Below are 16,637 nucleotides of genomic sequence, written 5' to 3' on the forward strand. Positions count from 1 at the left end.
TGACGGGGCAAACTCAAAACGTCAGCCGATACTCCGCTTCGGCCGTATAGATCGGACCGCTGCGTCCGATACGGCTCGAATAGAGCGTGAAGTGCTCGGCCACCCATGGCTCCACGCGAAACGTGCCGTGGCTCGCCATGAATTGTGCGATGTGATGGCCGGTCTCGCCGCCCGCCGGGAAGCGCGCCAGGGTGACGTGCGGACGATACTTGCGGCGATCGACCTCGATGCCGCAGTTGCGGGCGACGGTCGTCACCTTCTGCTGCAGCCAGTCGAGGCGCTCGCTGCGTCCGACGAGGGCGACCAGCGCGCGGGGCTGCTTGCCGTTGCTGAACTGGTCGACGCCGGCGATGGCGACCCGAAAGGGCGGACCTTCGATGTCGGCCAGCTCCTCCTCGAAGTCGCGCAGCATGCCACCCTGCACCTCGCCGGCGAAGCAGAGCGTGATGTGGAGATTCTCCTGCGGCACCCAGCGCGCATCGGGCACGCCCGATTGCAACGCCGACAGCGCGTCGGCGATTTCGTCAGGGACGGGCAGGGCGACGAACAGGCGCGGCATCGTCGAGATTCTTGGTAACGAAAGGCAGGATGCGTTCGACGATGACGTCGACGCCTTTGGCGTTGGGATGGATGCCGTCGGGCTGGTTGAGTGCAGGGTCCTGGGCCACGCCGTCGAGGAAGAAGGGATAGAGCGGCACGCCGTGCTTGTCGGCGAGCTTCTTGTAGATCCCGTCGAACTGCTTGACGTATTCCGGCCCGAAGTTGCGCGGCGCCAGCATGCCGACCAGCCATACGGTGGCGCCAGCCTGTTTCAACTTGTCGAGGATGGCATCGAGATTGCGCTCGGTGGCGGCCGGATCGAGGGCGCGCAGCATGTCGTTGCCGCCCAGCTCGACCAGCACGATGTCGGGCTTGTCGGCCATCATCCAGTCGATGCGTTCGAGGCCGCCCATTGTCGTATCGCCCGAAACGCCGTGATTGATGACGGTGACGTTACGGCCTTTGTCCTTCAGTGCCGCCTGGAGGCGGGCCGGGAAGGCCTGGGCGGGGGCGAGGCCGTATCCCGCGGCCAGGCTGTCACCCAGGATCGCGAGCTTCACCGGCTCGGCCGCCGTTTGCCCGGTTTGTGCATGGGCTGCGGAGGCTGCAAGGCACAGGACCAGCGCCACGAACGCCGCGATCCGTGAATTGACCGTCGCCGCAAAACCACCATATCGAGATTGCAGTTTCATTCCTTGCCTGTCCCAGGAGCCCGCTTGGTCGAGCTAAGTCCCATCGTTCGTCTCAAAGACGTGCATCTCGACATGGCGAGCGATGCCGGCACGGTCAATATCCTGCGCGGTGTCACTCTCGACATCGCGGCGGGCGAGATTACGGCCGTGGTGGGGCCGTCCGGTGCCGGCAAGTCGAGTCTGATGATGGTGGCGGGAGGGCTGGAGCGTGCGACCTCGGGCAGGGTCGAAGTCGTGGGCAACGATCTCGGCCCCATGGGCGACGACGACCGGGCACGCCTGCGGCGCGACCATATCGGCATCGTCTTCCAGGGTTTCCATCTCATTCCCACCATGACCGCACACGAGAACGTGGCCCTGCCGCTCGAGTTCGCCGGCCGTTCCGATGCGTTCGAACTCGCCGAGGCGGCGCTGAAGCGTGTCGGGCTCGGCCATCGCATCGGCCACTATCCCGCGCAGCTGTCCGGCGGCGAGCAGCAGCGCGTGGCCGTCGCCCGCGCCTTCGTCGGCCGGCCCAGGCTGATGCTGGCCGACGAACCGACCGGCAATCTCGACGGCGCCACCGGCAAGCAGGTGATGGATCTCCTGTTCGAGGTCGCGCGCACCGACAACACGACTCTGATCCTGATCACGCACGATATGGGCCTCGCCGAGCGTTGCGACCGGGTGCTGCGCATCGCCGACGGCCTGCTGGTCGCGGACGATCGCCTGCGCGCGCTCGCCGCGCAGTGACGGCGTCGCCATGAGCCTCGCCTTCCGCCTCGCGCGCCGCGAGATGCGCAGCGGCCTCGGCGGTTTCCGTCTGTTCATCGCGTGCCTGGCGCTGGGCGTCGGTGCCATCGCGGCAATCCTGTCGTTCAGCCGCGCCATCGAGGAAGGGCTGCGCGCCGATGCGCGCGAGATCCTGGGCGGCGACGTGGCGATCTCGCTGCTCTATCGCGAGGCGACGCCCGAGCAGATCGCCTTCATGCGCGAACAGGGCGAGTTCGTGCGCTGGCTCGACAGCCGGGCCATGGCGCGGCCAACCAAGCCCGACGGACGACCCACGCTGGTGCAGCTCAAGGCCGTCGAACCGGCCTATCCGCTCTACGGCAAGGTCGAGATGGCCGATGGCGGGACGCTCGCCAACGCGCTGGGCAAGCGTGACGGTATCTGGGGCGCCGCGCTCGAGGAATCGGCGCTGCGCCGCATGAACATGGCGCCGGGCGACATGCTGAAGGTCGGCGACACGGCGGTCGAGGTGCGCGGCATCATCGCGCACGAGCCCGACCGCGGCCTCAATGCCTTCGCGAGCCTCGGCCCGCGTCTCATGATCCCCCTGGACGCCGCCCTGGAAGCGGGCCTCGTCCAGCCCGGCAGCCTGCTCACCTGGGAATATCGCCTGCGCCTGCCGCCCGGACGCTCGGACAAGGCGGTCGTCGCGGCGCTGAAGGCCCGCTTTCCCGATGCCGGCTGGCGGGTGAGGGGCCTCGACGATGCCGGCGGCGGCATCCGCTTCTGGCTGGACCGACTCACCCAGTTCATCGGCCTGATCGGTCTCGCCTCGCTGCTGGTGGGCGGAGTCGGCGTCGGCAATGCGGTCTCCAGCTTCCTGGCCGCGCGGCTGCGGACGATTGCTACGCTGAAGTGCCTGGGTGCGCCGGAGCGACTGGTCTTCACGACCTACTTCATCCAGCTCTCGGCGCTGGCGGCGCTGGGCGTCGGCATCGGCCTGGTGATTGGCGCCGCACTGCCCTTCGTCGCCCAGTCGGCGATCGCCGACGTGCTGCCGGTGCGAGCGCGCGTGGCGCTCTATGCCGGACCGCTGGCGACTGCTGCGGGATTCGGCCTGCTGGTCTCGCTCCTCTTCGCCCTCATGCCGCTGATGCGCGCCCGAAGCGTTTCGGCCGCGACCCTGATGCGCGGCGCCGTGGTCCAACAGGGCGGCCGGCTGGCCTGGCGCGACGCGCTGATCATCGCCGCAGCGGCCATGGCGCTGGCGGCCTTCACGATCTTCACCGCCGACAGCCGCCGGATCGCCGCCTATTTCGTGCTGGGCTCGGTCGGCGCCTTCATCGCTTTTCCGCTGCTGGCGCGGCTGCTGATGCTGGGCGCTGCCTGGATCGGCAAGCCCAAATTCGCTGCGCTTCGGCTGGCGCTGGCCAACCTGCACCGGCCGGGTGCGCCGACGCCGATCGTCATGCTGTCGCTCGGCCTCGGCCTCACCGTGCTGGTGGCGACGGCCCTGATCGAGGGCAATCTCCGAGAACAGCTCACCCGGCGCATTCCGAGCGACGCCCCCGCCTTCTTCTTCGTCGACATCCAGTCGAGCCAGATGCCGGCCTTCGAGAAGGCGATCGCCGCCATTCCCGGCGCCGGGCCGCTCGACAAGGTGCCGTCGCTGCGCGGGCGCATCGTCAAGATCGGCGGCAAACCCGTCGGCGAGATCGCGGTGCCGTCCGACGCGCGCTGGGCGGTCGAGGGCGATCGCGGGGTGACCTATTCGGCGACGCCGCCCGAGGGCTCCCGTATCGTCGCCGGCGAATGGTGGCCGGCCGACTATCGCGGGCCGCAGCTCATCTCCTTCGACGAGAATCTGGCGAACCAGTTCGGCCTGGGGCTGGGCGACAGCATCACCGTGAACGTCCTGGGCCGCGACATCGAAGCGAAGATCGCCTCGCTGCGCCGCATCGAATGGACGACGCTCGCCATCAACTTCGTGTTCGTCTACTCGCCGGGCACGCTCGACAAGGCGCCACACACCTTCCTCGCCACGGTGAAATCGACGCCCGAGGCCGAGGACGCGATCTTCAAGGCGGTCACCGACCAGTTCCCCAACGTCACCGTGGTGCGCATCCGCGACGCCATCGAGACGGCCGCCGGCGTGCTGGGCAATATCGGCCTCGCGAGCCGGGTGATCGGCTTCCTCAGTATCCTGGCCGGGGTGCTCGTGCTGGCGGGCGCCATGCTCGCCACCCAGCGCCGCCGCGTTCACGAGGCGGTCGTCATGAAGGTGCTGGGCGCGACCCGCGCGCGCATCGCCGGGACCTTCGCCTGGGAGTTCGCCTTCCTCGGACTCGCCACCGCCGTGGCGGCGCTGGGCGTGGGGACGCTGGCCGCCTATCTGGTCGTGCGCCGGCTCATGAACCTCGAATGGACGTTCCTGCCGACCGTGGCGGTGGCGGTCGCGGTGGGGGCCATGGCGCTGACCTTGGCCTTCGGGCTGGCGGGAACCCTGGCGGCATTGCGGCAAAGACCGCTTGCCTTGTTGCGCAATGAGTGAATTAATTATTCTCCGGAACGGCTCCAAATTGGAATCCCGTCGAGCTACTTGGCTATTGATTCAGTCGATCTGTAACCCCAGATTATCGTCGAAGGGGCTCGGCAAACGAGGCCCCCTTGGAGGCTTGAAACCAAATGGTAAATCCGAACTTCGGCACCTTTAATCGCGCCGGCACCGTTGCCGACCAGGCGTCGTTCGATGTCGGTCTGCGCGCCCATATGGTGCGCGTGTACAACTACATGGCTTCGGGGCTCGCACTGTCGGGCATCGTGGCCTTCGGCCTGTTCAGCTCCGCCGAGCTCGCCAGCCTGTTCTTCCAGGTGCAGGCGGGCCGTGTCGTCGGCCTGAACATCCTGGGGTGGATCGCGATCTTCGCGCCGCTCGGCCTGCTGCTTCTCACCTCGTTCCGCGCCGCTCAGATGAGCGTGGGAGCGATCCAGGCGGTCTACTGGGCGGTCACGGCTCTGATGGGCGTCAGCCTGTCGCTGCTGCTGTTCCGCTACACCGGTGCCAGCGTCGCGCGCACCTTCTTCGTGACGGCCGCCGCCTTCGGCGCGCTGAGCCTCTACGGCTATACGACGAAGCGTGACCTCACGGCGATGGGCAAGTTCCTGTTCATGGGCGTGATCGGCCTCATCCTGGCCGGCCTCGTCAACATGATCTGGCCGTCGGGCACGATGAGCTTCATCATCTCCGCCGCGGGTGTGCTGATCTTCTCGGGCCTGATCGCCTACGACACCCAGAAGATCAAGGAGCAGTACTCCGAGGCCTGGGGTACGGAGATGGTCGAGAAGGTCGCCATCTTCGGCGCGCTCAGCCTCTACCTGGACTTCGTGAACCTGTTCCAGTTCCTGATGAGCTTCCTGGGCCAGTCGCGCGACTAGCGGACTGCCCTTCGGGAAATCGAAAGGACGCCCGGGTCGAAAGACCCGGGCGTTCTGTTTTGGAGAATGACGCGCCTGCCAAGATTGCGCCGTGCGCCTGCCGGCCTATACTTTCGGGATGCGGCGCACCTCCTATGAGCAGATGAATTGTTCGATCGCCTCGGCGCTCGATGTCGTCGGCGAGCCGTGGACGCTCCTCATCGTGCGCGATGCCTTCTACGGCGTGCGCCGTTTCGACGACTTCCAGGAAAATCTCGGCATCGCGCGCAACGTGCTCACCGCGCGGCTGAAGAAGCTGGTCGAGGCCGGAATCTTCCGGAAGACCGCCTATCGCCAGCGTCCGCTGCGCCACGAATACCGCCTCACCGAGAAGGGGGCCGCGCTGTTCACGGTGATCGTCGGGTTGAAACAATGGGGCGACCGCTTCGGCGCGGCCGCGCGCGCCGGCAAGCCGATGGACCTGGTGGATCGTGCCGACAACCGCCCACTCGAGCCGGTGCTGATCGACGCCGAGAGCGGCCGCCGCCTCGAACTCACCAACGTCCGCGCGGTGGCGGGACCAGGCGCCGACGAGACCACGCGCACCTTCTTCGAACGCCTGGCGCTCAACCGGCCGGCGCGGTAGCGGCTCCTCAGTCGTCCTGAGCAGAGCGAAGGACCTGGCTGAACGACCAGGGTACTCGGTGGCTGGCTTGAGGTCCTTCGCTGCGCTCAGGACGACAAGAGACCCTAGTCCTTCTCCGGCTCCAGCCGCTTGCCGTCGAGCGTGCGCACGGTGCGCTCCGCGGCGTCCCTGTCGACTTCCTTCTCCGCGCGGGTGCGGCCGAAGCGGCGGCGGTTCGCGTCGGCTTCCGCTTCGCGTTCGCGTCGCGCCTTGTCCTTGCGCGCCCGTCGCAGGTTGACGATCTCGGCCATCGATTTCTCTATGCCGTGCTTGCAGTCGATGCGCTAGTCTTGCCCTGCCGGACCGGGGAGCCCTGCCATGACACCAACAACCCGCAAGCGTCTCCTGATCGGCGGCGGCGGCATCGTCGCGCTACTGGTCGTTGCGCTCGTGGCCTTGCCCGCCCTGATCGACGTCAATTCCTACAAGCCGCTGATCGTCTCGCAGGTGAAGACGGCCACCGGCCGCGACCTGGTGATCGACGGGCCGATCTCGCTGTCGCTGCTGCCGACGCCGACCGTCTCGGTGACGGGCGTGAAGTTCTTCAACGTGCCCGGCTCCAAGAACGCCAACATGGTCGAGGTGAAGTCGGTCACCGTGAAGCCGTCGCTGCTCGCCCTGCTGGGGGGCAGCATCGAAGTCAGCGAGGTGACGCTGGTCGAACCCAAGATCGTGCTGGAGATCAACGCCGAGGGTAAGCCGAACTGGGAGTTTGCGCCGTCGGTCGCCGAAGCGAAGCCCGCGGCCCCCAAGCCCAGCGCGCCGCGGCCGCTATCGCTCGGCCAGCTCACCATCGACAATGGCACGCTGATCTTCAGCGATTCCAAGGCGGGCCTCTCGGTGGTCGCCGACAAGGCGAATTTCACCGCTTCGATCGGCTCGCTCGACGGTCCCTATTCGCTGGCGGGAGACGCCTCGATTAACGGGGCGCCGCTCAGGCTCGACCTCGCCGTCGGCGCGCGCGGCGCCAATGGCCACACCGCCGACCTCGCCCTGCAGGCGGGCGGCGGCAAGCTCGGGTTCAAGGGCACGCTGAGCGAACTCGGCGCGGCCGCGAAGATTTCCGGCGTGGCTTCCGCCTCGGCCGAATCGCTCACCGCCTTCGTCGGCACGCTGGTGAAGCTCGCCGGCCAGCCCGAGCCCGTGCTGCCGGCCCTGCTCGCCGGCAAGTTCAGCTTTGATGGCGCCGTCGACGTGTCCCAGACGGCATTCGCCGCGCGCGATTTCAAGATCGCCCTGGGGCAGGACAGCGGCTCGGGATCACTTTCGCTCACGCTGAAGCCCAGACTCGCCGTCGAGGGCAAGCTCGCCGTGCCGAAGCTCGATCTCGACCGATGGCTGGTCACGCTGCAGGAAACTGCGCCCGCAGCGGCGCCTGCTGCTTCCACCGCTGCTCCCGCGACGACGTCGCAGAGCTTCCTGAGTGATCTCACCGCCAAAGTCGCCATCGAAGTCGGCGAGGTGATCTACAACAAGCAGCCGGTCCGCAACGTCGTGCTGGAGATCGATGCAAAGGGCGGCGCCGTGGCGGTGCCGAAGCTCACGGCCACGCTGCCGGGCGACATGGTCCTGCAGGCGCAATCGACCCTGACGGGCGATACGGCGCGGCCGGGCGTCACCGGCCAGTTCAGCATGGTCGGGCCGAAGCTGCGCGAAACGCTGTCCTGGCTCGCCGTCGATCTTTCCTCGGTGCCGCCGTCCAAACTGCAGAAGCTCAGCCTGCGCGGCCGCATGTCCTCGACCGGTGGCAACGTCCAGGTGAGCGATGCCCTCTTCGAGCTCGACGACCTCAAGGGCAGCGGTGGCGTGACGGTCACCTTCACTGTGCCGTTGTCGATCGTGACCAGCGTGAACGTCGACACGCTCGACCTCGATTCCTTCCTCGTCCCGGTGGCGGCGCAGCACAAGCCGGCTGCGGCGGGTGCCTCGACGCCGCCAGCGGCGCCCGCTGTGGCCGGTCCGTCGGTCGGTCTCAAGGCCAAGGTGGCGAAGCTCATCTACAACAAGGAGACGATCCAGGGCGTCGATGTCGACGTGGCGCTGCAGGGCAGCACCTTGCGGCTGAACGACGTCAAGGTTTCGAACCTCGGGGGCGCCCGTCTGGCGGTGCGCGGCACCGTCGCCAACTATTCGGCGGTGCAGCCGCGGGCCGACATCGCCTTCAACTTCGAGGCGCCCGACATGAGCCGCGTGCTCAAGGTCGCCGGCACTACCGGGCCGTCCGATCTCGGCGCGGTGAGTGCGAGCGGCGGCGTCGCCGGCACGATCGAGCAGCTCACCCTGCGCGATTTGTCCGTCAATGCGATGGGCCAGGCCGTGAAGGCCACCGGTACGCTGGCGCTGCCGGGTGCGTCCAAGGGCGCGCCGCAGTCGGCCTCCTACAAGGGCAACCTGGTGCTGAACGGCCAGTCGGTCGACGGGTCGATCGATGCCCGCCTGACCGGCCGCACGACGGTCAATGCCGACCTGCGTGCCAACGTGCTCGACCTCGACCGGATTGGCGGCAGCGGCGGTGGAGCCCCGGCACGACCGGCCGCCCGGGGACAGGCGGCCGCCAAGCCGATCGACACGGCGCCGCTGCGCAGCATGGACGGTTCCCTGAAGCTGGTGGCCGCCACTCTGGTCAGTTCGCCCCTGCGCATCGGCAATGCCGACCTTTCGGCCTCGCTCAAGGACGGCGTTCTGACGATCCAGCACTTCAAGGGCTCGCTCTATGGCGGCTCGCTGGCGCTCGCCGGCACCGTCGACGCCACCCGGCCGGCGCTCTCCGTGGACTTCAAGGGCGATGCCAACAGCATCATCCTGGGCGAGATGCTGCGCAGCACCTCCGGCTCCAACCAGTTCGGCAGCGCCATCAAGGTGACGGTCGACGGCAAGCTGAATGCCAACGGCATCACCGTGCGCGGCGCCGGTACGACCGCCGACCAGATCAGGGCTTCGATGGCGGGGGGCGCCCAGCTGAGCGGGCACGTCTTCATCGGTGCCGACCGGGCCCTGCAGATGCTGGGCTCGATGGCGGCGGGCGCCGCCAGCACGGTGATCGACCAGACCCTGGGCAATGTCCTGGGCGCCGTCGGCCAGCGCGGGATGTCGCCGACCAGCATGCTGAACGCGATCTCGCTGGTGTTGAATCGCTTCGTCAACCACGACAGCCCGATCTCGGGCCATGTCGACTTCGCGGGGGGCGTGCTGACCGACAGGGGGCTGAGCGTCCAGGGCAATCGCGCCACGGCCCGGATCTCCACGCGCACCAATCTCGGCGCCTCGACCACCGACACGACGGTCAATTTCTACATCGCCGAGGACGGGTCGGCGCCCTACCTGATCACGACCGCGCGCGGCTCCATGTCTTCGCCGTCGCTCAACGTCACGCGCGGCAGCGCCAAGGATCCGCCGGGCATGACCAGCACCCTGCCCGGGGCGCAGCAGCTGCAGCAGCTCGAGCAGACGATTCTCCCGGGGCAGCCGCGCTCGCTGATCCCCAACATTCCGATCCCCAATATTTTCGGCCGTTAGGAGTTCCCGTGCTTGATCGTCTGAAGTCCGTGCTGAAGGCACGGTTCGGTTCCGCGCCCGCACTGTCGAAGGCCCCGAAGGGGGTGGAGGTCCTGGTGGAAATGGCCAACCGGCGGGTGGTGCGGCGCTATTCCGACAAGCCGCTCGATCCGGCGCTGCTCGACACGCTCTGCGCCGTGGCCCTGTCGGCGCCGTCCAAGAGCGACCTGCAGCAGGCCGACATCGTGATCGTCACCGACAAGATGCAGCGGGAGAAGCTTCAGGCCCTGATCCCCGAGAACCCGTGGGCCGCCGCCGGCCCGGCCTTGCTGGTCTTCTGCGGCAACAATCGCCGGCACCGGCTGCTGTTCGACTGGCGCGGCCGGCCCTTCGTGAACGACCATCTCGACCCGTTCTTCAATGCTGCCGTCGATGCCGGCATCGTGCTCGCGACCTTCATCGCCGCGGCCGACCGGGTGGGGCTCGGGACCTGCCCGATCAGCCAGATCCGCAACCAGGCGGGTCGCGTCTCCGAGGTGCTCGGCCTGCCGCAGCATGTCTTCCCGGTGGCCGGGCTGGGCGTCGGCTGGCCGTCCTTCGAGGGCGTGATGAGCCCGCGCCTGGGCCTCGACGTGTCGATTCATCGCGACCGCTATGACGAGACAGGCCTCAAGGAGAAGGTCGAGGCCTACGACCGGCGGCGCAACGAGACCCAGCCCTACAAATCCCAGCGCTTCGTGGAGAAATTCGGCGAGGCCCCGGCCTACGGCTGGTCCGAGGACAAGGCGCGGCAATATTCGGTGCCGGAGCGCGCCGATTTCGGTGCATTCGTGCGTGCGAAGGGCTTCAATCTCGACTGATCGTGCGTTGCTTCAGTTCGTGCAGCACGTAAAGCCGCAGCGCGCTCGACAGGTTGGTCTGCTCCTGCGTCCGGCCGCGGTCGATCTCGGCCACCAGGGCGTTGAGCGACAGGCCGCGTGCCTGTGACAGGGCTGAAAGCTCGGTCCAGAAGGCATCTTCCAGCGAGATGCTGGTACGGTGGCCGTCGATCGTGACCGAGCGTTTACGCATGACGGGACTGTGGCAGCAGGCCCCGGCAGCGGCAACACGCCCTCTCATGTTGCCTTGCCGCCGTCACAGAGCGTGCGTATAAGCGCGCCCAACCAACCCCCTCCGGACACATCATTATGGATATCCGTAACGTCGCGATCATCGCGCACGTCGACCATGGCAAGACCACACTGGTCGATTGCCTGCTGAAGCAGAGCGGCACCTTCCGCGAGAATCAGCAGGTGGCCGAGCGCGCCATGGATTCGAACGACCTCGAACGCGAACGGGGTATCACCATCCTCGCCAAGGCGACCTCGGTCGAGTGGCACGGCACCCGTATCAACATCGTCGACACGCCGGGCCACGCCGACTTCGGCGGCGAGGTCGAGCGCATCCTGTCGATGGTCGACGGCGTGGTGCTGCTGGTCGACGCGGCCGAAGGGCCGCTACCGCAGACCAAGTTCGTGCTGGGCAAGGCGCTGCGCCTCGGCCTCAAGCCGATCGTGCTGATCAACAAGGTCGACCGCTCCGACGCGCGCGCCCACGAGGTGCACGACGAGGTGTTCGATCTCTTCTCCGCGCTCGAGGCCTCCGACGAGCAGCTCGACTTCCCGACGCTCTTCGCCTCGGCCCGCCAGGGCTGGGCTGCGACCTCGCTCGAGGCCGAGCACACGGACATGACGCCGCTGTTCGAGCTGCTGGTGAACCACGTGCCGGCGCCGAAGATCGATCCGGATCCGGCCTTCCGCATGCTGGTGACGACGCTCGAAGCCGACAACTTCCTCGGCCGCATCCTCACCGGCCGCATCCTGTCGGGCTCGATCAAGCCCAACTCGATGGTCAAGGCGCTGGCTCGCGACGGCAAGGAACTCGAGCAGACGCGCATCACGCGCATCCTGGCGTTCCGTGGCCTGGAGCGCGTGGCGCTCGACTCGGCCGACGCGGGCGACATCGTGGCCATCGCCGGCATGAAGGTCGCCACCGTGGCCGACACGATCGGCGACCTGACGATCTCGGAGCCGATCACCTCGCAGCCGATTGATCCGCCGACGCTGGCGATGACCTTCATGGTCAACGACTCGCCGCTGGCCGGCCGGGAAGGCGACAAGGTCACGACCCGCATGATCCGCGCCCGCCTGATGCGCGAGGCCGAGGGCAACGTCGCCATCCGCGTCACCGACACCGAGAACGCCGATTCCTACGAGGTCGCCGGTCGCGGCGAACTGCAGCTCGGCGTGCTGATCGAGACGATGCGCCGCGAGGGCTTCGAGCTCGCCGTCGGCCGTCCCAAGGTGCTGTTCAAGACCGACCCGGTCACTGGCCAGCGTCTGGAGCCGATCGAGGAAGTCGTGATCGACGTCGACGATGCCTATACCGGCGCCGTCGTCGAACAGATTTCGCTGCGCAAGGGCGAGCTTCAGGACATGCGGCCGTCGGGCGCCGGCAAGACCCGCCTGGTGTTCTACGCCCCGTCGCGCGGCCTGATCGGCTATCATGGCGAATTCCTGACCGACACCCGCGGCACCGGCGTGATGAATCGCCTGTTCCACGAATACGGCGCCTATCGCGGCCCGATCGCCGGCCGGCGCAACGGTGCGCTGATCGCCAACGAAGAGGGCACGTCGGTCGCCTATGCGATGTGGAAGCTGGAGGATCGCGGCCCGATGTTCATCGAGCCCGGCGTGCCCGTCTACATGGGCATGATCATCGGCGAGCACAGCCGCGGCACTGATCTCGAGATCAACGTGCTGAAGGGCAAGCAGCTCACCAACATCCGCGCGGCGGGCAAGGACGAGGCGGTCCGCCTCACGCCGCCACGCAAGATGTCCCTCGAGCAGGCGATCGCGTATATCGAAGAAGACGAACTGGTCGAGATCACCCCGAAATCGATCCGGCTGCGCAAGCGCTTCCTCAATGCCGAGGACCGCAAGCGGGCCAAGAAGCAGGCCGCTGCGGCGGCGGAGTAAAGACCAGGACATGAGCGGCAGGAACGTGGATTTCGGCGATCGCCTGGCGACCGCCGCGGCGGCCAAGCAGGCCTTGCTCGAGAAGGCCAAGGCCAAGGCCAACGATCCGGAACTCCTCAAGAAGCAGGCCGAGCGGGCCGCCCTCGCGGCCGCCCGCGAGGCGCGCGAGAACGAGCGCCGGGAAGCCAAGCGGGCGGAAGAGGCGAGGATCGCCGCCGAGCGCGAAGCCGCACGGATCGCCGCGGAGGAGGCGGCTGCAGCCGCCGCCGCCGAAGCCGCTGCTGCGGCAGCAGCCGAAGAGGCCGAACGTGCCGCCCGCCGCAAGGCCAAGCCGGTCCTCACCGAGGCCGAGCAGAAGGCCGCCCGCGACGCCCGCTACGCCGCCCGCAAGGCCCGCAAGGGCAAGCGTTAGGTCTATGACCCCTCCGTCGGCGTAAGACGCCGACACCTCCTTGCCCTGCTCTGCGATCACCACCAGTGAGTCGCCGCAGCGGTAGCGGCCCTCGCCCACGCGCTCGAACTGCATGGCGTGCGTCCAGAACCGGTCGTGGGCGGCAGGATCGTTGACCCGGAGCCGGATCGCGATGCCCTCGACGCCGTTCCGGCCCTTCGGCACCAGCGTCACCTGGTTGCCGTCCGGATCTGCGAGCGGTTGCGGCGCCGTAAGTCCCTCGCGCGCGATCTCGAGGCCGATGATGCCCGAGGGCGGCACGTCGGGCAGGGGCCCGCGCGCATGGTTCATCTTCAGGATCGAGCCGTTCATGTGGTGGCGATGCTGCTGCATGCCGCCGCCCAGCTTGCCCATGTGGTCGTAAGGCAAGCCGACCGTCCGCTGCCAGAAGGCGAGCTGTGCGTCGCGCGTGTTGGAGAAGAGGCCGACGTCGAGATGCTGCTTGGCGAGGTTCATGCGGCCAGTTTAGCGCGGGATGGGACACAAATCTTACAAAGCCCGCCACGACGAGGCTGCAGAGCGGACCTAGAACGGGCGGGGTTAAGCACCGGCCGCTGGCGAGCCGCCGGTGGGACGTGGGAAGGGACTTTCGATGATTCGTGCCATGATCGGCACGGTGGCCGTGCTGGCCGGCTTCGCCGTCGTCGAGCGTTCGGTCGACGCGAGCACCGGTCGGGACGCATCGTGCACGCCGACCGATGCTCATGTCCTGCTGCCACGGGGCGAGACCGTGCCGGTGCGGGCCGAGCCGACGCTGGACTCGCCCGCCATCGGGACGCTTCAGGGCCATGCTGTGGTCAGCGTCCTTGGCGGCCAGGGCGGCTGGGCGCGCATCGCAGTGGGCGCCGAACCCTATGGGTGGGTACAGGCCGATCGGCTGGGGATCGACGCCAGGTCGGGCAGTGCGCTCTACAGCCGGCCAGGACCCTTGGGCCAGAACCTCGCGACCCTGGACGGCGACACGGCCAGGTTCCGCCTCCTCGGATGCCGCGGAACCCGGCTGCAGGTCATCGATGCGCGCAACGGCGTCGTGTGGATCGACCAGCGACGTCGTCAAGAAATACAAACGAAATAAACGAAACATACGCAACAGACGAAACGAAAAACCCCGGGACGATTCCCGGGGTTTTGGCGGCATGGGTCGTGCGAGGATGACGGATCGCTGACGATCAGATCTTCAGGTCGCTGAAGAAATCGTTGCCCTTGTCGTCGGTGATGATGAAGGCCGGGAAGTTCTCGACCTGGATGCGCCAGATGGCCTCCATGCCGAGTTCCGGGTACTCCAGCACCTCGACCTTCTTGATGACGTTCTGCGCCAGGATGGCGGCCGGACCGCCGATCGAGCCGAGGTAGAAGCCCTTGTGCTTCCTGCAGGCGTCGACGACCTGCTTGCTGCGGTTGCCCTTGGCCAGCATGACCATCGAGCCGCCATTGGCCTGGAAGAGGTCGACGTAGGAATCCATCCGGCCGGCCGTGGTCGGGCCGAACGAGCCCGAGGCCATGCCGGTCGGCGTCTTGGCCGGGCCGGCGTAGTAGACCGGGAACTGCTTGAAATAGTCCGGCAGGCCCTCGCCGCGATCGAGCCGCTCCTTCAGCTTGGCGTGTGCGGAGTCGCGAGCGACGATCAGGGTGCCGCTCAGGTTCACGCGCGTCTTCACCGGATGCTTCGTCAGCACCGAGAGCGTGTGGGCCATGCCCTTGTTCAGGTCGACAGAGACGACGTCGCCCGAGAGCTGCGCCGGCTCGACCTCGGGCAGGAAGTGCGCCGGGTTGGTCTCGAGCTGCTCGAGGAAGACGCCGTCCTTCGTGATCTTGCCCACGGCCTGGCGATCGGCCGAGCAGGAGACGCCGATGCCGATCGGCACCGAGGCGCCGTGCCGGGCGATGCGGATCACGCGCACGTCGTGGCAGAAGTACTTGCCGCCGAACTGTGCGCCGATGCCCATCTGGCGCGTGAGCTCCAGCACCTTCTGCTCCATCTCGCGGTCACGGATGGCCACGCCCTTGTTGTTGCCCTCGCCGGGCAGGTCGTCGAGGTAGCGGGTCGAGGCGAGCTTCACCGTCTTGAGGTTCATCTCGGCGGAGGTGCCGCCGACCACGATGGCCAGGTGATAAGGCGGGCAGGCGGCGGTGCCCAGCGTACGGATCTGCGTGTCGAGGAACTTGAGCAACGAGGCCTCGTTCAGCACGGCCGGCGTCTGCTGGTGCAGGTAGGTCTTGTTGGCCGAGCCGCCGCCCTTGGCAACGAACAGGAACTTGTAGGCATCGCCGTCGGTCGCATAGATGTCGATCTGCGCCGGCAGGTTGGTGCCGGTTTGCACTTCCTTGAACATCGACAGCGGCGAGACCTGCGAGTAGCGCAGGTTGGTCTCGGTGTAGGTCCTGTAGACCCCCCGGGCGATCGCTTCCTCGTCGCCGCCGCCGGTCCACACGGCCTGGCCCTTCTTGCCCATGACGATGGCGGTGCCGGTGTCCTGGCACATCGGCAGCACGCCGCCGGCCGAGATGTTGGCGTTCTTCAGCAGCTCGAGCGCGACGTAGCGGTCGTTGGCCGAGGCCTCGCTGTCGTCGAGGATGTTGCGGAGCTGCTGCAGGTGGCCGGGGCGCAGAAGGTGGGAAATGTCGTGGAAAGCGGCGGCCGTCAGGGTGGTCAGCGCCTCCGGTTCGACGGTCAGGACTTCCTTGCCGTTGAATTTCGTGGTGCCGACGAAGTCCGAGGTGAGCTTGCGGTAGGGCGTCGTGTCCTCGTGGCTCGGGAACATTTCCTGGAACTGGAATTCGGGCATGCGTCTTCTCTCCTGGCGACCCTGTCGGGGCGCCGGTTTCCTGCCGCAGCCGGGGCGCGGCGTCTACCTACTTCTTTCGGAAGCTGTCGAGCTTGACGACCTTGGAGGCCGCGTCCTCGGACTTGGGCGCTTCGGCCGTCGCTGCCTCGCCGTCGGCCTCCGTTGTCTCGCCTTCCTGAACGGGCGGCGCCGGCCGCTTCTCGGGCACGGGCAGCGGGGTCGGCGTGGCAGCGCTTTCCGGCTTGTCGGCGGAAACTTTCTCTCCCGTGGCCTTGTCGCGGCGGTCGAACTGCAGACCGAAGCGCACCGACGGATCGACGAAGGCCGAGAGCGCAGCGAACGGGACCTTTATGCGCTCCTGCTGCTTGTTGAAGCTGACCGTCACCTCGAAATCCGTGTCGCCGATGATCAGGTCCCAGTACTGGTGCTGGAGGACGATCGTCATCTCTTCGGGATACTTGGCGCGCAGATATTCGGGCAGTTCAACGCCGGGATCGCCGCTGCGAAAGCTGATGTAGAAATGGTGCGAGCCCGGAAGGCCCGTTTCCGCGACCTGAGTCAGCACGCGCCGCACGACGCTGCGCAGCGCATCGTCGACGAGAGCGTCGTAGTGAAAGCGATCGTTCATGGCCTGTCGGAAATTTCGTGAAAGCATCGACCCGCCTTGCCGGAGAGTCAACGATGGCAATAGCCCTCAATCGACGGGAAAGAAAGTGGGATGCCCGCAAGGAAAGTGGGGGGCTTCTGTTGCCCGGTGCCCCCCGGACCGCGCTTACGTCCGCTGTTTAGGCGGCAGCAGCGAGTGTAACGGTGTTATCGTTAGCACTTGTGAATGGCCCGTCACGG

General features: G+C 67.3%; 15 protein-coding genes and 1 other RNA gene. 9 read left to right on the plus strand and 7 right to left on the minus strand.

What is annotated here, in order from left to right; genetic code table 11:
* Nucleotides 1-13 precede the first annotated feature (13 nt).
* Both thpR and EPO41_RS20490 read right to left on the minus strand, forming a co-directional pair.
* Nucleotides 14-559: an RNA 2',3'-cyclic phosphodiesterase gene (gene thpR, locus EPO41_RS20485; protein WP_296328928.1), complete on the minus strand. Its 546-nt coding sequence runs from the start codon at nucleotides 557-559 to the stop codon at nucleotides 14-16.
* Nucleotides 525-1,232 carry an arylesterase gene (locus EPO41_RS20490; protein ID WP_296328929.1) on the minus strand — a complete coding sequence of 236 codons (708 nt, stop codon included), beginning with the start codon at nucleotides 1,230-1,232 and terminating at the stop codon, nucleotides 525-527. Before EPO41_RS20490 ends, thpR begins: the two co-directional genes overlap by 35 nt.
* Before the next feature lie 72 nt (nucleotides 1,233-1,304).
* Here EPO41_RS20490 and EPO41_RS20495 point away from each other — a divergent pair, with 72 nt between their 5' ends.
* The 4 genes from EPO41_RS20495 (at nucleotide 1,305) to EPO41_RS20510 (ending at nucleotide 6,003) form a co-directional block, all read left to right on the plus strand.
* A complete protein-coding gene (locus tag EPO41_RS20495; protein ID WP_296328964.1) occupies nucleotides 1,305-1,964 on the plus strand; it encodes an ABC transporter ATP-binding protein in 660 nt (219 codons plus the stop codon).
* A 10-nt stretch (nucleotides 1,965-1,974) separates the two neighbouring features.
* Nucleotides 1,975-4,494 (plus strand): FtsX-like permease family protein, encoded by a 2,520-nt coding sequence (locus tag EPO41_RS20500; protein WP_296328930.1) that lies wholly within the window; start codon nucleotides 1,975-1,977, stop codon nucleotides 4,492-4,494.
* Nucleotides 4,495-4,628: 134 nt separating this feature from the next.
* Nucleotides 4,629-5,378, plus strand: a complete 750-nt coding sequence (locus EPO41_RS20505; protein ID WP_296328933.1) for a Bax inhibitor-1/YccA family protein — start codon at nucleotides 4,629-4,631, stop codon at nucleotides 5,376-5,378.
* A 118-nt stretch (nucleotides 5,379-5,496) separates the two neighbouring features.
* On the plus strand, nucleotides 5,497-6,003 hold the full coding sequence (locus EPO41_RS20510) for a helix-turn-helix domain-containing protein (protein WP_296328935.1): 507 nt from the start codon (nucleotides 5,497-5,499) through the stop codon (nucleotides 6,001-6,003).
* A gap of 104 nt (nucleotides 6,004-6,107) precedes the next feature.
* On the opposite strand, the gene EPO41_RS20515 is transcribed toward EPO41_RS20510, so the two are convergent.
* Entirely contained in the window at nucleotides 6,108-6,293 is a 186-nt protein-coding gene (locus EPO41_RS20515; RefSeq protein ID WP_296328938.1) for a DUF4169 family protein, read from the minus strand.
* Nucleotides 6,294-6,360: 67 nt separating this feature from the next.
* Here EPO41_RS20515 and EPO41_RS20520 point away from each other — a divergent pair, with 67 nt between their 5' ends.
* Nucleotides 6,361-9,558 (plus strand): AsmA family protein, encoded by a 3,198-nt coding sequence (locus EPO41_RS20520; protein WP_296328941.1) that lies wholly within the window; start codon nucleotides 6,361-6,363, stop codon nucleotides 9,556-9,558.
* An 8-nt stretch (nucleotides 9,559-9,566) separates the two neighbouring features.
* Nucleotides 9,567-10,397 (plus strand): nitroreductase family protein, encoded by an 831-nt coding sequence (locus EPO41_RS20525; protein ID WP_296328945.1) that lies wholly within the window; start codon nucleotides 9,567-9,569, stop codon nucleotides 10,395-10,397.
* Here EPO41_RS20525 and EPO41_RS20530 read toward each other — a convergent pair.
* A complete protein-coding gene (locus tag EPO41_RS20530) occupies nucleotides 10,384-10,608 on the minus strand; it encodes a ribbon-helix-helix domain-containing protein (protein WP_296328947.1) in 225 nt (74 codons plus the stop codon). The genes EPO41_RS20525 and EPO41_RS20530 overlap by 14 nt on opposite strands.
* Nucleotides 10,609-10,724: 116 nt before the next feature.
* On the opposite strand from EPO41_RS20530, the gene typA reads away from it, so the two are divergent.
* From typA to EPO41_RS20545, 3 genes are all read left to right on the plus strand, one after another.
* Complete coding sequence (gene typA / locus EPO41_RS20535) at nucleotides 10,725-12,554, plus strand: translational GTPase TypA (protein WP_296328949.1); 1,830 nt, start codon at nucleotides 10,725-10,727, stop codon at nucleotides 12,552-12,554.
* 10 nt (nucleotides 12,555-12,564) lie between these two features.
* Entirely contained in the window at nucleotides 12,565-12,966 is a 402-nt protein-coding gene (locus EPO41_RS20540; protein WP_296328951.1) for a DUF6481 family protein, read from the plus strand.
* 643 nt (nucleotides 12,967-13,609) lie between these two features.
* On the plus strand, nucleotides 13,610-14,080 hold the full coding sequence (locus tag EPO41_RS20545; RefSeq protein ID WP_296328954.1) for an SH3 domain-containing protein: 471 nt from the start codon (nucleotides 13,610-13,612) through the stop codon (nucleotides 14,078-14,080).
* A gap of 94 nt (nucleotides 14,081-14,174) precedes the next feature.
* Here the strand turns inward: EPO41_RS20545 and EPO41_RS20550 are convergent, their stop codons facing one another.
* From EPO41_RS20550 to ssrA, 3 genes are all read right to left on the minus strand, one after another.
* Complete coding sequence (locus EPO41_RS20550; protein ID WP_296328956.1) at nucleotides 14,175-15,791, minus strand: fumarate hydratase; 1,617 nt, start codon at nucleotides 15,789-15,791, stop codon at nucleotides 14,175-14,177.
* A gap of 67 nt (nucleotides 15,792-15,858) precedes the next feature.
* The gene (locus EPO41_RS20555; RefSeq protein WP_296328959.1) at nucleotides 15,859-16,419 is read right to left on the minus strand and encodes a ClpXP protease specificity-enhancing factor SspB; all 561 of its coding nucleotides are present in this window, start codon (nucleotides 16,417-16,419) and stop codon (nucleotides 15,859-15,861) included.
* A 104-nt stretch (nucleotides 16,420-16,523) separates the two neighbouring features.
* Nucleotides 16,524-16,637: a transfer-messenger RNA gene (gene ssrA, locus EPO41_RS20560) on the minus strand; the annotation flags it as partial.

The sequence above is a fragment of the Reyranella sp. genome, from assembly GCF_004297265.1.
In the GTDB taxonomy this organism is placed as follows: Bacteria; Pseudomonadota; Alphaproteobacteria; order Reyranellales; family Reyranellaceae; genus Reyranella.

What these genes read in the sequence shown, in the direction of transcription:
- thpR (WP_296328928.1), bottom strand. Translation starts at nt 559, where the DNA reads ATGCCGCGCCTGTTCGTCGCCCTGCCCGTCCCTGACGAAATCGCCGAC.
- EPO41_RS20530 (WP_296328947.1), bottom strand. Translation starts at nt 10,608, where the DNA reads ATGCGTAAACGCTCGGTCACGATCGACGGCCACCGTACCAGCATCTCG.
- EPO41_RS20490 (WP_296328929.1), bottom strand. Translation starts at nt 1,232, where the DNA reads ATGAAACTGCAATCTCGATATGGTGGTTTTGCGGCGACGGTCAATTCA.
- EPO41_RS20540 (WP_296328951.1), top strand. Translation starts at nt 12,565, where the DNA reads ATGAGCGGCAGGAACGTGGATTTCGGCGATCGCCTGGCGACCGCCGCG.
- EPO41_RS20550 (WP_296328956.1), bottom strand. Translation starts at nt 15,791, where the DNA reads ATGCCCGAATTCCAGTTCCAGGAAATGTTCCCGAGCCACGAGGACACG.
- EPO41_RS20505 (WP_296328933.1), top strand. Translation starts at nt 4,629, where the DNA reads ATGGTAAATCCGAACTTCGGCACCTTTAATCGCGCCGGCACCGTTGCC.
- EPO41_RS20510 (WP_296328935.1), top strand. Translation starts at nt 5,497, where the DNA reads ATGCGGCGCACCTCCTATGAGCAGATGAATTGTTCGATCGCCTCGGCG.
- EPO41_RS20545 (WP_296328954.1), top strand. Translation starts at nt 13,610, where the DNA reads ATGATCGGCACGGTGGCCGTGCTGGCCGGCTTCGCCGTCGTCGAGCGT.
- EPO41_RS20555 (WP_296328959.1), bottom strand. Translation starts at nt 16,419, where the DNA reads ATGAACGATCGCTTTCACTACGACGCTCTCGTCGACGATGCGCTGCGC.
- EPO41_RS20500 (WP_296328930.1), top strand. Translation starts at nt 1,975, where the DNA reads ATGAGCCTCGCCTTCCGCCTCGCGCGCCGCGAGATGCGCAGCGGCCTC.
- EPO41_RS20495 (WP_296328964.1), top strand. Translation starts at nt 1,305, where the DNA reads ATGGCGAGCGATGCCGGCACGGTCAATATCCTGCGCGGTGTCACTCTC.
- EPO41_RS20520 (WP_296328941.1), top strand. Translation starts at nt 6,361, where the DNA reads ATGACACCAACAACCCGCAAGCGTCTCCTGATCGGCGGCGGCGGCATC.
- EPO41_RS20515 (WP_296328938.1), bottom strand. Translation starts at nt 6,293, where the DNA reads ATGGCCGAGATCGTCAACCTGCGACGGGCGCGCAAGGACAAGGCGCGA.
- typA (WP_296328949.1), top strand. Translation starts at nt 10,725, where the DNA reads ATGGATATCCGTAACGTCGCGATCATCGCGCACGTCGACCATGGCAAG.